Source organism: Stenotrophomonas sp. AS1 (assembly GCF_048957655.1).
Taxonomy (GTDB): Bacteria; Pseudomonadota; Gammaproteobacteria; order Xanthomonadales; family Xanthomonadaceae; genus Stenotrophomonas; species Stenotrophomonas bentonitica_A.
In genome coordinates, this window is the sequence record NZ_JARVXM010000007.1 from 61710 (window position 1) to 77390 (window position 15681).

10 protein-coding genes and 1 pseudogene are annotated in these 15681 nt (G+C 66.7%); 3 read left to right on the forward strand and 8 right to left on the reverse strand.

Annotation, left to right across the window (positions count from 1 at the left end; genetic code table 11):
• Nucleotides 1-12 precede the first annotated feature (12 nt).
• Together PV764_RS11970 and PV764_RS11975 are read right to left on the reverse strand one after the other, a co-directional pair.
• The gene (locus tag PV764_RS11970; RefSeq protein ID WP_019184365.1) at nucleotides 13-1290 is read right to left on the reverse strand and encodes an efflux RND transporter periplasmic adaptor subunit; all 1278 of its coding nucleotides are present in this window, start codon (nucleotides 1288-1290) and stop codon (nucleotides 13-15) included.
• Nucleotides 1290-1919, reverse strand: coding sequence for a TetR/AcrR family transcriptional regulator (locus PV764_RS11975; RefSeq protein ID WP_019184364.1), 630 nt, complete (start codon nucleotides 1917-1919; stop codon nucleotides 1290-1292). Before PV764_RS11975 ends, PV764_RS11970 begins: the two co-directional genes overlap by 1 nt.
• Before the next feature lie 374 nt (nucleotides 1920-2293).
• On the opposite strand from PV764_RS11975, the pseudogene PV764_RS11980 reads away from it, so the two are divergent.
• The 3 genes and pseudogenes from PV764_RS11980 to PV764_RS11990 form a co-directional block, all read left to right on the forward strand.
• Nucleotides 2294-7189, forward strand: a pseudogene (locus PV764_RS11980) (NAD-glutamate dehydrogenase); the annotation flags it as partial.
• A gap of 331 nt (nucleotides 7190-7520) precedes the next feature.
• Nucleotides 7521-8291 carry an NAD kinase gene (locus tag PV764_RS11985; RefSeq protein WP_046273326.1) on the forward strand — a complete coding sequence of 257 codons (771 nt, stop codon included), beginning with the start codon at nucleotides 7521-7523 and terminating at the stop codon, nucleotides 8289-8291.
• A gap of 79 nt (nucleotides 8292-8370) precedes the next feature.
• Complete coding sequence (locus PV764_RS11990) at nucleotides 8371-9318, forward strand: 5'-nucleotidase (protein ID WP_026069966.1); 948 nt, start codon at nucleotides 8371-8373, stop codon at nucleotides 9316-9318.
• Nucleotides 9319-9392: 74 nt separating this feature from the next.
• On the opposite strand, the gene PV764_RS11995 is transcribed toward PV764_RS11990, so the two are convergent.
• The 6 genes from PV764_RS11995 to PV764_RS12020 form a co-directional block, all read right to left on the reverse strand.
• Nucleotides 9393-9974: a DUF2939 domain-containing protein gene (locus tag PV764_RS11995; protein WP_019184360.1), complete on the reverse strand. Its 582-nt coding sequence runs from the start codon at nucleotides 9972-9974 to the stop codon at nucleotides 9393-9395.
• A gap of 61 nt (nucleotides 9975-10035) precedes the next feature.
• Nucleotides 10036-10722, reverse strand: coding sequence for a DUF2461 domain-containing protein (locus PV764_RS12000; protein WP_421116676.1), 687 nt, complete (start codon nucleotides 10720-10722; stop codon nucleotides 10036-10038).
• Entirely contained in the window at nucleotides 10719-12158 is a 1440-nt protein-coding gene (sbcB, locus tag PV764_RS12005) for an exodeoxyribonuclease I (RefSeq protein WP_421116677.1), read from the reverse strand. The genes PV764_RS12000 and sbcB overlap by 4 nt, the downstream gene beginning before the upstream one ends.
• Nucleotides 12158-13525 carry an FAD-dependent oxidoreductase gene (locus PV764_RS12010; protein WP_019184357.1) on the reverse strand — a complete coding sequence of 456 codons (1368 nt, stop codon included), beginning with the start codon at nucleotides 13523-13525 and terminating at the stop codon, nucleotides 12158-12160. The genes sbcB and PV764_RS12010 overlap by 1 nt, the downstream gene beginning before the upstream one ends.
• Before the next feature lie 30 nt (nucleotides 13526-13555).
• Entirely contained in the window at nucleotides 13556-14833 is a 1278-nt protein-coding gene (kynU, locus tag PV764_RS12015; protein WP_421116678.1) for a kynureninase, read from the reverse strand.
• 318 nt (nucleotides 14834-15151) lie between these two features.
• Nucleotides 15152-15679, reverse strand: a complete 528-nt coding sequence (locus PV764_RS12020) for a 3-hydroxyanthranilate 3,4-dioxygenase (RefSeq protein WP_019184355.1) — start codon at nucleotides 15677-15679, stop codon at nucleotides 15152-15154.
• Nucleotides 15680-15681: the final 2 nt, after the last annotated feature.

Below are 15681 nucleotides of genomic sequence, written 5' to 3' on the forward strand. Positions count from 1 at the left end.
GGAGGATTCCCGTTATTGCTTGTTCGGTTCGGCAGCCGGAGCGGCGTCGGACTTCGTGGCGGCGGCATCGGCCGGGGCGGCAGCGGCGTCAGGCTGGGCGGCATCGGCCGGAGCGGCGCCTGCCGGAGCAGCACCCGCCGGAGCCTGGCCATTGCCGTTGCCGGCGGCCGGGTTCCACGGGGCGGCCTTGGCCGGGGCGCCTTCCTTGACCTTCTGCACGCCGGCCACGATCACCTGGTCGCCGGCATCCAGGCCACCGCTGACCAGCCAGTTGCTGCCCTGCTGGCCTTCGCTCTTCACGTTCTTGCGGATGACCTTGCCATCCTTGCCGACCACCAGCACGTAGCCGCCGGTGGTGTCGCGCTGCAGCGCCTGCAGCGGCACCAGGTAGGCGTTGTTGCGCTCACCCAGAGTCGCCTGGAAGCTGACGAAGGCGCCCGGCAGCAGGATCTGCTGCGGGTTGGGCAGCACCGCGCGCAGCGAGACCGCGCCGGTGGCCGGGTCGACCGTGGTCGAGGAGAAGTCCAGCGTGCCCGGCTGGTCGTAGACGGTGCCGTCGGCCAGCTTCACCTGCACGGTGGACTTGCCGTCCCCGCTCAGGGCCAGTGCGCCCTTGGCCTGGGCCGCGCGCATCTGGGTCAGCTCATCCACGCTCATGGAGAAGTTCACGTACAGCGGGTCGAGCTGGTCCACGGTGGTCAGCAGGGTGACATCGCCCTGGCCGACCAGTGCGCCTTCGGTGACCTGCTGCTTGCCGGCGCGGCCGCTGATCGGCGAACGCACTTCGGCATAGCCGAGGTTGATCTTCGCGCTGGCCAGCGAGGCCTGGGCCTGCTGCACCGCCGCGGCGGCGGTACGCTCGGTCGCTTCGGCCGCGTCCAGATCGGACTTGGAGACATAGGCCTGCGGGGCCAGCGAGCGGGCGCGGTTGGCCGCGGCCTTGGCGTTCGCGGCGGTGGCCTGGGCCGAGGTCAGCTCGGCCTGCGCGGCGTTGAGCGCAGCGCGCAGCGGTGCCGGATCGATCAGGAACAGCACCTGGCCTTCCTTCACATCCGAACCTTCCTGGTAGACGCGCTTGAGCAGCACGCCCGGCACACGGGCCCGGACATCGGCACTGCGGTACGGCGACAGACGGCCGACCAGCTCACGCTGCAGGGGCAGGGTCTGGGGCTTGGCCTCGATCACGCCCACTTCCGGCGGCGGCGGGGCCTGCTGCTCTTCCTTCTTGCAGGCGGTCAACGCAAGGGCGACTGCGCACGTCAGGGCAAGGGTGCGGAGTGGGGCGATCATCAGGAGAAGCTCCGGTGTTGGTTTGAATGCGAAGCCGTGGCGGCTTCGGGCGCAGCGAACGCGCGCAGGAAGCTGTCGACGGAGAATTCTGCCCAGCGGCGCCGCACGGTGGCGTCAGCGCGATGGGGGATGTGGAAGCGCTGTTTTTCGAAATCCAAGCCGGCGATCATGCTCAATAGCAGTTCAGCCATGAAGTGCGGGTCGTCATGCCTCAATTGGCCTTGCGCGGACCGGGTTGCCATCCATTCAGAAACATGAAGCGCCAGTGCCCCGGCGCCGTCCTGGTAAAGGGTGCGGGCTTCCTGGGGGAACTGGCTGGATTCTGTCGCGATCAGCCTCCGGGCCTGGACCACGTGGGGCTGATTGAAGTGATCCAGGTAATCGTTGGCGAACTGCAGCAGGCTGCCACGCAGGTCATCACCGTCCAGTGAGCGCAGCCCGGCGGTCGCGCGGCACACATGCCGCTGCATCACCCGGCGCAGGAGTTCCTGCTTGCTTCCATAGCGGCTGTAGAGGGTCTGCTTGGAGCAGCCGGCGTGCTGGGCCACCGCGTCCATGCTCAGCTGCATCCCCTGGCTGGCCAGCAACTCGCGCACAGCATCGAACACGCGATGATCGCGCGCGTCCATCGTGCTGGCGGCGGGGTGTGGGGGAGTCACGCGGTGGACTATACCGTCCAGTTCAGAATTGTAGAAGCCTTGTCTTTCGGTGCGTTTTGATGACCAACGTCAAGTTGCAACCGAAGCGGCCGATGCTGCGACGGAGGAAGCGCCGATGCGCTGATCCGTACGTCGCCGAATTGACATCGCCGATGTAAACGGGACCCAACCCGAATCACCTTATTCCGTCCTGCAGCAAGGTATTTCTGTGCGGTAGGCCTACAATTTCATTTTCCCAACTGAGCAACACGCACCGCTCCGTCATGAAACCGCAAAAACCAGCAGCCAAGACCGTGAAAAACAAATCCAAACCAGCCGATACGCAGACTGTTTCGCCAGTGGGCTTCTCGCTGGAGCCGGTGTACACGGCCTTGCGCAAGCGCTACCCGTCGGCCGGGCAGGCCGAGGCAGTGGCTTTTGCCGCCGACTTCTACAAGCGCATGGAGGCGGACGAGTTCCCGCACCACAGCGCCGAGGAGTGGGCCGCACTGGCAGCGGACACGCTGGAATTCGCGCGTGTGCGCAAGCCCGGCAAGGCCAACGTCCGCGTGTTCAACCCGACGCTGAAGGGCAACGGGTGGGAGTCGCCGCATACGGTGCTGCAGATCGTCAATGACGACATGCCGTTCCTGGTCGACACCGTCACGATGTCGCTGGCCGAACACGGCGTTGGCGTGCACGTGCTGGGTCACCCGGTGATCCGCTTCGCGCGTGACAAGGCCGGCAAGCTGACCACGGTCAGCGACGGCACCGCCGAATCGGTGATGCTGCTGGAAATCGACCGTCAGCCGGCCGAAGCCATGGCCGACGTCGAGAAGGCGATCATCAAGGCGCTGGACGAGGTGCGTGCCATCGTCCGCGATTGGGACGCGATGCGTGCCAAGGCGCAGAGCCTGGCCGACGATCTCGGCAGCCGCCAGCTGCCGGTTGATGCCGCCTCGCGCGCCGAAGCACAGGAATTCCTGCGCTGGGCCGCCGACAATCACTTCACCTTCTTCGGTTACCGCGAGTACCGCGTCGAGAAGCAGGGCAAGGAAGATGTGCTGGCGCCGTTGAACGACACCGGCCTTGGCCTGATGCGCGGGCAGGACAAGTCCGCCGCGCGCCCGGTCAAGACCCTCGCCGCGCAGGGGCTCAATGCCACCTCCGGTTTGAAGGACGCACTGATCCTGACCAAGACCAATGCCCGTTCGCGCGTGCATCGCTCCGGTTACATGGATTACATCGGCGTGCTGGAGTTCGACGCCAAGGGCAAGATCATCGGCGAACAGCGCTTCCTGGGCCTGTTCACCTCCAGCGCCTACAACCGCCGCCCGTGGGAAATCCCGCTGGTGCGCCAGCGCCACGAATACGTGATGAGCAAGTCCGGCCTGGCGCCGAGCAGCCACAGCGGCAAGGCCCTGCGCCACATCCTGGAAACCCTGCCGCGCGAAGAACTGTTCCAGTCCAGCGAGGACGAACTGTTCCGCACCGCCATGGGCGTGCTGGGCCTGCAGGAGCGCGTGCGCAGCCGCCTGTTCCTGCGCCGTGACAAGTACAGCCGTTTCATCTCCGCGCTGGTGTACCTGCCGCGCGAACGCTTCAACACCGATGTGCGCCTGCGCATCGAAGCCATGCTCAAGGACGCCCTGCAGGGTGAGTACGTGGACAGCTCCGTGGTGCTCGGCGAATCGCCGCTGGCCCAGGTGCATCTGATCGTGCGCCCGAAGGCTGGCCAGACCCTGGAAGTGGACACCAGCGAACTGGAGCAGAAGCTTGCCCAGGTGCTGCGCAACTGGCAGGACGATCTGCGCGAAGCGCTGGTCGCCCGTCATGGTGAAAGCGAAGGCCTGCGCATCGCCGCGCGTATCGGCAAGGCGCTGCCGGCCGGTTACATCGAAGACTCCAGCACCGAAATCGCCGCCAACGACGTCAGCCAGCTGGATGCGCTGACCGGCCCGGACGATCTGCGCCTGAGCCTGCAGGCCGTGCAGCGCGAAGGTGGTGAAGGCCTGCGCCTGAAGCTGTATCGCCAGCTGGATGACATCCCGCTGTCCGACGCGCTGCCGATGATGGAAAACATGGGCCTGCGCGTGATTGCCGAGCGTCCGTACCGCTTGACGGTCGACAACGCGCCGGTGTACGTGCAGGACTTCGAAGTCGAATCGGTGGCCGGTGCGATCGATGCACCGAGCGTCGATGAAGCCTTTGGCGAGACCTTCGCCCGCGTGTGGCATGGCGATGCCGAGAACGACGGCTTCAACCGCCTCGTGCTCGCTGCCGGCCTGCACTGGCGCCAGGTGGCGATGCTGCGCGGCTACTGCAAGTACCTGCTGCAGACCGGCGTGCCGTTCTCGCAGGCCTACGTGGAAGGCACCTTCACCCGTTACCCGCTGCTGGCCCGCCTGCTGGTGGAGCTGTTCGAAGCCCGCTTCGACCCGGCCACCGGCAACGAGAGCAAGGATGCGATCGCCGAGGGCCAGGCCCAGCTGCGCGCACACCTGACCGTGCTTGCCGGCGGTGACGAAGCCACCCTGAAAGTGCTCAAGACCGTGGTCGATGCACGCAAGGGCGACCGCACCGTGCAGATGGACGCCGCGCGCGATGCGCTGCTGAAGCTGATGGATCGCGTCTCCAGCCTGGATGAAGACCGCATCCTGCGCAGCTTCATGGGCGTGATCGATGCGACCCTGCGCACCAGCTACTACCAGACCGATGCCGAGGGCCGCCCGGGCCACGTCATCAGCTTCAAGTTCGATTCGGCGCTGGTGCCGGACCTGCCCAAGCCGCGCCCGTACCGCGAAATCTTCGTGTACGGCCCGCGCGTGGAAGGTACCCACCTGCGCTTCGGTGCCGTGGCCCGTGGTGGCCTGCGCTGGTCGGACCGTCGCGAAGACTTCCGTACCGAGGTGCTGGGCCTGGTCAAGGCGCAGATGGTCAAGAACACCGTGATCGTGCCGGTCGGTGCGAAGGGTGGCTTCTTCGCCAAGACCCCGCCGGTGAACGGCGACCGCGATGCGATCTTCGCCAACGGCGTGGCCTGCTACAAGCTGTTCATCCAGGGCCTGCTGGACATCACCGACAACATCGTCAACAACAAGATCGTGCCGCCGGTGGATGTCGTGCGCCATGACATGGACGACCCGTACCTGGTGGTGGCCGCCGACAAGGGCACTGCGACCTTCTCCGACATCGCCAACGGCCTGGCCGTGGCGCACGGCTTCTGGATGGGCGATGCCTTCGCCTCCGGTGGCTCGGTCGGTTACGACCACAAGGGCATGGGCATCACCGCGCGCGGTGCGTGGGAGTCGGTCAAGCGCCACTTCCGTGCGCTGGGCCGTGACAGCCAGAGCCAGGACTTCACCGCGGTCGGCGTGGGCGACATGTCCGGCGACGTGTTCGGCAATGGCATGCTGCTGTCGCGCCACATCCGCCTGGTCGCCGCGTTCGATCACCGCCACATCTTCCTGGACCCGAACCCGGATGCGGCCACGACCTTCGTCGAGCGCGAGCGTCTGTTCACCGTGCCGCGTTCCAGCTGGGCCGATTACGATGCCAAGCTGATCAGCAAGGGCGGCGGCGTGTACCCGCGTACGCTGAAGTCGATCGAGATCACCCCGCAGGTGCGTGAGGTGCTGGGCCTGGACGAGAACGTCAAGGCGATGTCGCCCAACGACCTGATGAGCGCCATCCTCAAGGCCCCGGTGGACCTGCTGTGGAACGGCGGCATCGGCACCTACGTCAAGGCGGCCAGCGAGCAGCACAGCGATGTCGGCGACCGCGCCAACAACGCGCTGCGCGTCAATGGCGGCGAGCTGCGCTGCAAGGTGGTGGGCGAGGGTGGCAACCTGGGCATGACCCAGCTGGGCCGCATCGAAGCTGCCCAGGCCGGCGTGCTGCTCAACACCGACTTCATCGACAACTCGGCCGGTGTGGACACCTCCGACCACGAAGTCAACATCAAGATCCTGCTCAATGATGTGGTGCGGGCCAAGAAGCTGACCGTCGAGCAGCGCAACAAGCTGCTGGCCTCGATGACCGACGAAGTGGCCGCGCTGGTGCTGATGGACAACTACCGTCAGAACCAGGCGCTGAGCCTGATGGAACGCATGGCGGTCAAGCGCCTGGGCTCCAAGCAGCACTTCATCCGCACGCTGGAACAGCAGGGCCTGCTGGATCGCCAGATCGAGTACCTGCCCTCGGATGCGGAGCTGTCCGCGCGCAAGGCGCGTGGCCAGGGCCTGACCCGTCCAGAGCTGTCGGTGCTGTTGTCCTACTCCAAGCTGGTGGCCTTCCAGCAGCTGCTCGAGTCGGACATCCCGGAAGACCCGTACCTGTCCAAGGAACTGCAGCGTTACTTCCCCACGCCCCTGCAGAAGAAGTACGCCGACGCGATGGAGCGTCACCGCCTGAAGCGCGAAATCATCGCCACGGCCGTGACCAACCAGACCATCAACCGCATGGGCGCCACCTTCCTGATGCGCATGCAGGAAGACACCGGCCGCACCGTGGCCGAGGTCGCCAAGGCCTACACGATCAGCCGTGAAACGCTGGACGCGCGCGCCCTGTGGGCACAGATCGACGCCCTCGACGGCACGCTGCCGGAGTCGGTGCAGATCGACGCGCTGGAAGTGATCTGGAAGCTGCAGCGCTCGTTCGTGCGTTGGCTGCTGTCGCGTCCGGGTGCCATGCCGGGCATCACCGAAGCCGTCAACCGCTACCAGGCTGCGTTCAACGACATCCGCGACGCCTCGGGCGTGCTGCCGGATTCGCAGCGCCCGGCCTACGAGGCGAGCGTGCAGGAGTGGAAGGACAAGGGTCTGCCGCCGGCGTTGTCGCAGCAGCTCTCGGAACTGCAGTTCCTGGAGCCGGCGTTCGACATCATCGAGCTGGCCCGCACCCGCAAGCTCAAGCCGGTGGACGTCTCCAAGGTCCACTTCCGCCTGGGCGATGCCCTGCAGCTGCCGTGGCTGTTCGAGCAGATCGACGCGCTGGAGGTCAATGGCCGCTGGCACGCCGTGGCCCGTGGCGTACTGCGCGACGAGCTGGCCGCCCACCATCGCAACCTGGCTGCCCAGGTCCTGTCGATGAAGGGCAGCAGCGCCGAAGCCAAGGTCGCCGCCTGGATGGGCCGCGATGACAGCAGCCTGCGCTTCACCCTGGCGATGCTGGCCGAACTGGCCGAGCAGAAGACCCTGGATTACCCGACCGTTTCGGTCGCGGTGCAGCGCCTGGGCCAGCTGGCTTCGCATGGTGCGTAAGCGCATTCGGGCTGACGCCCCACGGTTTGCCCTGCAAACCGTGGGCCCCATGCAAACCCTGCGTCCAGACCCCCGCGCCTTCGGCGCGCCCCCCTGACTCAGGGGGGCTCTGCTCCAGAGGTGTGTTTCTGGATCTGGCAGGTGCATGACTGATCAACGGCCCCGCTCACGCGGGGCCGTTCTTTTATGTCGGTGGCCGGCATCCGGCAGGCACCGACCGTTGGTCGGTGCGGACGTCGACATGACCGCAACACTAGGCCACGACCAACGGTCGTGGCCTACCGGGGACGTGGCGGGTATGCTCTGGCGAACCCGCCCCACCGGATGTTTGATGAGCGCTTCCCCCCGTATCGCCTTCCTGGCCAGCTCCACCGAAGCGGCGCAGCTTGCGCTGGCGCAGATGCGGGCGCGTTATGGCGACTTCGCGCCCGAGCAGGCCGAGGTGCTGTGCCCGCTGGGCGGTGATGGCTTCCTGCTGCAGACCCTGCATCGCTATGGCGCGCTGGGCAAACCGGTGTTCGGCATGAAGCTGGGCACGGTCGGGTTCCTGATGAACCAGTTCCGTGATGACGACCTGCCGGCACGCTTGGCCGCGGCCGAGCCGGCCAACCTGCGCCCGCTGGAGATGCTGGCGCTGACCGAGTCGGGCACCACCACCGGCTCGCTGGCCTACAACGACGTCTCGCTGCTGCGCCAGACCCGCCAGGCCGCGCACATCGGCATCGACCTCAATGGCCAGGAACGCGTGGCCGAGCTGATCGGCGACGGCGTGCTGGTGGCCACCCCGGCCGGCAGCACCGCCTACAACTATTCCGCGCACGGCCCGATCCTGCCGCTGGGCTCGCACACCATCGCACTGACCCCGCTGGCCCCGTACCGCCCACGCCGCTGGCGCGGTGCGATCCTCAAGGCCGACACGGAAGTGCGTTTCCGCGTGCTCGACCCATACAAGCGCCCGGTCAGCGTCACCGCCGATTCGCACGAAACCCGCGATGTCGTGGAAGTCACCATCCGCGAATCGCGCGAGCGCCGCGTCACCATGCTGTTCGACCCGGAGCACAATCTGGAAGACCGGATCCTGAGCGAGCAGTTCATGTTCTGAGAGCGCTTGGCCGTGGCGGCCATGCTCTGTGGGAGAATGGATGGCCGGCCGCTGCGGCCGCATTGGATTGCTGATTGCCATGGGCGACAACACCCCCCGTTTGCTGACCGTTGCCGTGACCTCGCGGGCCCTGTTCGATCTGGAAGAGGGTCATGCGCTGTTCGAGGCCGAAGGCGTCGATGCCTATGCCGAGTATCAGCGCAAGCACGAAGACGATGTGCTGCGCCCCGGCGTGGCCTTCCCGGTGGTGCGCAAGCTGCTGGCGCTCAACCAGGGCCAGTCGCCGGAACAGCCGCGGGTGGAAGTGATCCTGCTCTCGCGCAACTCGGCCGACACCGGCCTGCGCATCTTCAATTCGATCCAGCACTACGACCTGGGCATCATCCGCGCGACCTTCACCGCAGGTGAGCCGACCTGGCCGTACGTGAAGCCGTTCGGCACCGATCTGTTCCTGTCGGCCAACCCGGAATCGGTGCGCCGCGCATTGCTGCACGGGATCGCCGCGGCCACCATCCTGCCCAAGCCGCCGGGCGAGACGATTGCCGCGGCCGAGCAGGTCGATCTGGGCCGTCCGCTGGGCCAGCTGCGCATCGCCTTCGATGGCGATGCGGTGATCTTCGGCGATGAAAGCGAGCGCATTTCGCGCGAGCAGGGCGTGGAAGCGTTCGGTCGCCACGAGCGGGAAAACGCCCGCGAGCCGCTCAGTGGTGGCCCGTTCCGCAATTTCCTCTCGGCCCTGCATACGCTGCAGGCCGTGTTCCCCTCGGGCGAGGATGCCCCGATCCGCACCGCCCTGGTGACGGCGCGCTCGGCGCCGGCGCACGAACGCGTGATCCGCACCCTGCGCGAGTGGGGCGTGCGTCTGGACGAAGCGCTGTTCCTTGGCGGCCGCCACAAGGGGCCGTTCCTGGAAGCGTTCGGCGCGGACATCTTCTTCGATGATTCCCAGCACAACATCGACAGCGCGCTGCAGCACCAGAGCGTGGCGGCTGGGCATGTGCCGCACGGGGTCGCCAACGGCGGTTGATGCAGCGCCCGGATGCACGTGGGGCCCAGGTATCCACCAACGGTGGCGCCGATGTACCCACCAACGATGGGTACCTACCGGATCGGCAGGACCGACGGGGCGGTGGTGTCCGGATTCAGCGGCAGGCGGATGTCCACCAGCCGCCAGCGCAGGCCCGAACGCTGCAGGATGAACACCACCGGTGCGCCCTGCGGCGTGTAGGTGGTGGCGGTAAAGCGCGACAGCGAGTCGAAATGGTGGGTCGCCCCCTTCAGCGGGCGCGCCGGCCGTGGCGCCGCGTAGGCATCGTTGCTCGGGCTGTCCAGGTCATTGCTGGCCCGCTTCCACAGGGTATGGCCCTCCAGCAGCGCGCCGATGCCGGTCGGCGTCACCAGCGCATCCACGGCGGTCGCGCTGAGCCGGTCGCCGGCCGAGAGCAGCAACGCGCCAAACAGGCTGGACTGCATGTCCGGACCGGCGCGACGGACCACGTAGTCGCTGAGCTGGGCGCGCAGGTTGGCGCGCAGCATCGGGAAATCCACGTAACGGTCGAGCCTGGCGGTATCACGCTGTTCGATCGCGCGGCTGAGGCCGTGCACGGTCACGTAGGGCCCGCTGAACACAATGCCGGCCAGCACCAGCAGCACGGTGACCAGCAACCAGAGCAGTTTCTTCATCGGGTCTGCCTTGTCGTCATGGTGCCCAGCTTGCCGCAGCGGACGTCAGCGCACGTGAAACTCAGAATTCCAGGTCCAGCGCCGCGCACAGGTAGTCCACGAATGGCGCCAGCGTGACCAGGTCGGCCGCGATGGTCTGGCGCAGCCGCGGGCCGGTCATCGTGGCATCGTCCAGCGAACGCCAGAACACCCAGTTGCGGTGCTTGAGATCGTCGATGAACTCGAAATCCGGCTCGAAACCCCGCGGGGCACGGACCAGCTTCTCGCTTTCCTCGAAATCGAACGTTTTGCGCAGCACCGGGGAATGCGCGGCCGCCTTCCAGCTGCCGGGATTGTCGACGATGAAGTGGCGCACCTTGCGCTGGGTGGCCGGCTCGGGATGCCACAGCCCCGCGCCGACGAAGCTCTCGCCTGGCTGCAGATGGATGTAGAACGACGGGGCCGGCACCTGCTTGCGCCGCTCATGGAACAGGCGCGCGCCCTGCCAGCTCTTGTAGGGCGATTTATCGTTGGAGAAGCGCGCATCGCGGTAGATGCGGAACAACGAGCCACCCACGGTGCGCGGGTCGGCGCGGAAATGTTCGCTGACTGCGGCCAGGTCCGGCTGCAGATCGGTGATCAGGCGCAGGAACGGCTGGCGGACATGTTCTTCGTACTTCGGCTTGTGTTCGTTGAACCAGGTCTTGTCGTTGTTGCGGGCCAGGCCACGCAGGAACGTGAACGTGGCCGGGCTGAAATACGTGCTCATAGGCTGCTCTGCAGGTGGGTGCCCCAGTCGCGCAACTGCTGCAGCAGGGCGAGCTTGCCGGCATCGTCGGCATGCTCTGCGGCCAGTGCATCCAGCTGCGCGGTGAACTGCGGCAGGGTCTGTTCGCCCAGCGACGCATCGCCGAGCAGGCGCTGGCGACGATAATCGTTCCAGCGTGAGCGCTCGGTGGTGTCCAGGGTGTCCAGATGGTTGCGGGCGCGGTACCGGAACAGCAGTTCGGGCATGCGCGGGTCACGCAGGCGCTCGGCGAAGCTGGCCAGCTCGGCCGGCGGGCTGGTGCGGATCCGCGACATCAGGGATTTGTCGCCGTCGGCCAGGAAGCCGTCGTACAGCGAGGCATCGACATCGCTGGGCGCCAGGCTGCGCTCGCCCGAATACACCTGGCGGACCTTCTCGGCCAGCGCCGGTCCGATCTGGCGCAGCCGCTCGGCTTTGGCCTCGATCGCGGCCGGGTCGATCCCCAGGCGTGCATGGTCGGCCGGGCGCAGATGGTTCCATGCGACCAGCGCCGGCACCTTGTTGAGGTGCACTTCCTTGAGCGGCACGCGCTGCTCGCCCTCGGCCATGTCGGCCGCGCGGGTGTACAGGCGCGCGGCGATGGTTTCCGGCGGCAGCTCGAGCAACGGTTCGATATCACCGTCCAGGTCGAGCGCGATGATGCGGTTGTTGATGAAGGGATGGCGCGCCAGTGGCAGCACCGGCGCGGCGCACATGCGCTGGGCCGGATAGCGCATCGAGATGTGCAGCACCGGCTGCATCGCGTCCACATCCAGCAGGCCGCCGACGAAACGCTTGTCGCGCAGCTTCAGCGCGTAGTCCCACAGCCGCGGCTGCGCCTGCTTGAACAGCTTCGCCAGCCCGATCGTCGCGTACACATCGGACAATGCTTCGTGCGCATCGCCCTGGCGGACGTTGTTGGCCACGGCCAGATGTTCCAGCTTGAAGGAGGTCGCGCCATCCTCGCGTTGCGGCCAGACAATGCCGTCCGGGCGCAGCGCGTGCAGCAGCCGCATCATGTCCAGCAGGTCCCAGCGCGAGTTGCCGTTGCGCCATTCGCGCTCGTAGGGGTCATAGAAGTTGCGGAACAGACCGTGGCGGACGAACTCATCGTCGAAGCGCAGGGTGTTGTAGCCCAGCGTGCAGGTCCCCGGCCGCGACATCAGGTCGTTGATGCGCGCGAACGCCTCGGCCTCGGTGACGCCGGCGCTGAGGGCATGCTGCGGGGTGATGCCGGTGATCAGCGTGGCGACCGGCGAGGGCAACAGGTCGTCGGCCGGTTTGACGTAGAAGCTGACCGGCTCGTCGATGATGTTCAGATCAGCATCGGTGCGGATGCCGGCGAACTGCGCGATGCGCGTGCGGCGCGGGTCCTGGCCGAAGGTTTCCAGGTCATAGAACAGGAAGCTGTCGGCCATCAGTGCGCGCCCTCCAGGACTGGCAGTTGTTCGTGGACCAGGCGCTCCAGGGCGGCCCAGTCGATATGTGCCAGGCTGTCGTGCCCGGCGGTGGCATCCTCCAGCATGCGCCGCTGCAGCTCGGTGCGGGCCAGCGCTACGGCATACGGGGTGCGCAGGAAGGTGACCATCGTGTAATGCGGCACGAAGCGGGTCGGCCACCGCGCCTGCAGCGCCTGTTCCAGTTCGCGCTGCAGCAGGAACTGCGGATCGGCCACGCGGTCGCGCATTTCCAGATAATTCTCCAGCGCCATCTGCTGGATCGCCTCGGCGTTCGGCTTGCGGTCGGTTTCGAAGGCCGCGAACGCCTCGGCCAGCGAGTCCTGCTCGAGCAGGTGCGCGGCCAGTGCGATGCAGTCTTCGAAGGCGCAGTTCATGCCCTGGCCGTGGAACGGGACCATCGCGTGCGCGGCATCGCCGATCAGCACCGCGCGGCCCTTCATATGCCAATGCTTGAGGTGCAGCGTGCCGAGCAGGCCCGGCGGGTGCTGCTCCCAATCGCGGCGCAGGTTCGGGATCAGCGCCAGTGCATCGGGGAAGTCGCGCGCGAACAGCGCTTCGGCCTCGGCTCCGCTGTTGGTGGTGGCAAAGCTCGGGTCGCCCTCGTTGGGCAGGAACAGCGTGACCGTGAACGTGCCTTCGTCGTTGGGCAGCGCGATGCACATGTAGTGCCCGCGCGGCCAGATGTGCAGCGCATTGGCTTCGATCCGGAAACCACCGTCAGCCGTCGGCGGGATCTCCAGTTCCTTGTAGGAGTGATCCAGGAAGGCGATGCGCTCGTCCAGCGGCTGCTTGCGGTTCATCGCCGCGCGCAGCGCCGAGCCGGCACCGTCGGCGCCGATCAGGGTATCGAAGCGGATATCGTGCGGCTGGTCGTCGCGGTCATCGATGAAGCGCGCGTAGCCGGCATCGAAATCCACCGTATGCAGGCGACGGTGGAAATGCACGGTCGCGCCCGCATCCTCGGCCAGCTGCAGCAGGGTGGTGTTGAGGTCCTTGCGGTGGATCGACCAGATCACTTCGCTGTCATCGCGGCCGTAGCGCTGCAGCTGCGGCTCGCCCTCGCGCGGGTGGATCATGCGTCCGCGCATCATCACCGCCTTGGCCATGACCGCGTCTTCGACACCGGCCTGGCGCAGCGCATGGCGGCCACGCTCGGCGAGCGCCAGGTTGATCGAGCGACCGGACTCGTAATCGCTCACGCGCGGATCGCCGCGGCGCTCATACAAGGTGATCTGCCAGCCCTGGCGGGACAGCAGGATGGCAAGCAGCGAACCGGCCAGACCTGCGCCGATGATGCTCAGCGAGCGGGAGGGGGTAGCGATCAAGTCAATGTCCGTGGGGGCGGGGAGGGCGGCTTAGAGGCCAGCCCAGGCTTCCACTTCCTCGACGAAGTGGTGCAGGTCGAGGTAGCGGTTGTAGAGCGGGGTCGGCGAAATGCGGATCACATCGGGCTCGCGCCAGTCGCCGAGCACGCCCACGGTCTGCAGGTACTCGAACAGGCTGCGGCCGCGCTCGCGGCCACCGGCCACGCGCAGCGAGAGCTGGCAGCCGCGGCGTTCCGGTTCGGACGGGGTCAGCACCTCGAGCACGCCGGACAGGCGCGCGCGCACCAGCGCATCCAGCATGCCGGTCAGGCGCAGCGACTTCGTCCGAAGGGCGTCGATGCCGCCGGCCTTGTCGACCAGGTCCAGCGCGGCGCGCAGCGGGGCCAGGCCGAGCACCGGCGGGTTGCTGAGCTGCCAGCCTTCGGCGCCGACGGCGGGCACGAACTGTGGAGCCATCTTGAAGCGCGTGGCTTCTTCATGGCCCCACCAACCGGCAAACCGTGGCAGGGTCGCGTCGCGGTGGTGGCGCTCGTGCACGAAACAGCCGGCGACGGCGCCGGGACCCGCGTTGAGATACTTGTAATGGCACCACACGGCGAAATCCGGCGCGATGTCGTGCAGCTGCAGCGGCACGTTGCCGACCGAGTGGGCCAGATCGAAGCCGATGCGGGCGCCCTGCAGGCGTGCCATGCGGGTGATGGCTTCCAGATCGAACACCTGGCCGCTGCGGTACTGCACGCCGGGCCACAGCACCAGCGCCAGGCGTGGGCCGTGTTCGGTGATGGCGCGCTCGATCGCCTGCAGCGAAATGGTGCCGTTCGGCTCATCGGGCTGCACTTCGATCAGATCGGTCTCCGGGCTGAAGCCATGGAAGCGGAGCTGCGATTCCACTGCGTGCCGATCGGTCGGGAAGGCGCCGGCCTCCATCAGGATGGCGGGGCGTTCGGCCGTGGGCCGGTAGAAGCTGACCATCATCAGGTGCAGGTTGACGCTGAGGGTATTCATCGCCACAACTTCGCTGGGCAGGGCGCCCACGACGCGGGCAAGCTGTTCGCTCACCAGGCGGTGGTAGTGCAGCCACTGGGTGTCGCCGGTGAAGTGGCCTTCGACGGCCAGCGAGGCCCATTTGTCCATGACTTCCTGGACGGCCGCACGTGCCCCGCGCGGCTGCAGGCCCAGCGAGTTGCCGACGAAGTAGGTCTGGTCGCGGTGGTTGTGCTGGGGAAAGACGAATTCGTTGCGCAGGCTGCGCAGCGGATCGGCGGCGTCCAGGGCAACGGCATGGGTGCGGCTGAGGATCTCGGACATGGTGCAACCGGCGGTGTCAGTGAGCCGACAGTTTATCCGGGTGGTGGGGGTGTGGGCTGAATCAGGCTTGCTGTGCTGCTTTGGCGTGGGCTGCCAGCTGCCAGCTGGCGCTCAAGCTGGAGGCCGGGGCCAAAGCCAAGCCAAAGCCAAAGCCAAAGCCAAAGCCAAAGCGTATGCAGTGACGTTCCAGTGGACGGGCCGATGTGGGTGGGTCTGCTGGAAGGGCCAAACTCCCTCCAGCAACACAGTTGCTGCATGCACTCGCAGTCACCTCAACCGCCGGCTCTCAAGCTCTGACGCCTTGAAGCGAGCGAACCATCACCCCTCAACAGCCACCTTCTCAGGCAGCGGATCGACATGCCCGCACGCATCGCACGTGCGCAACGCCAGCGAGGAGTGATAGCGATCGAACACCTTCGGCAGATCCGTCTCGATGTTCTCCAGCGCGAAAAACTCCTCGTACAGCTTGTGATTGCACTGCTCGCAGAACCACATCAACCCATCGCGCTCATGCGCCAACCGCTTGCGCTCCACCACCAGGCCCACACCGCCCGGCGGGCGGCGCGGCGAATGCGGCACGCCGCCCGGCAACAGGAAAATCTCGCCCGCGCGGATCGGAATGTCGCGTACCGCGCCATCCTCCTGCACCTTCAGCGTCATCTCGCCCTCGAGCTGATAGAACCACTCCGGGCCTTCGTCGTAATGGAAATCCGTGCGGCTGTTCGGGCCGCCGACCACCATCACGATGAAGTCGCCGTTCTCGATCATCTTGTTGCCGACCGGCGGCTTCAGCAGATGCCGGTGCTCTTCGATCCAGGCAAGCAGATTGATGGGGGAGGCAAGCATGG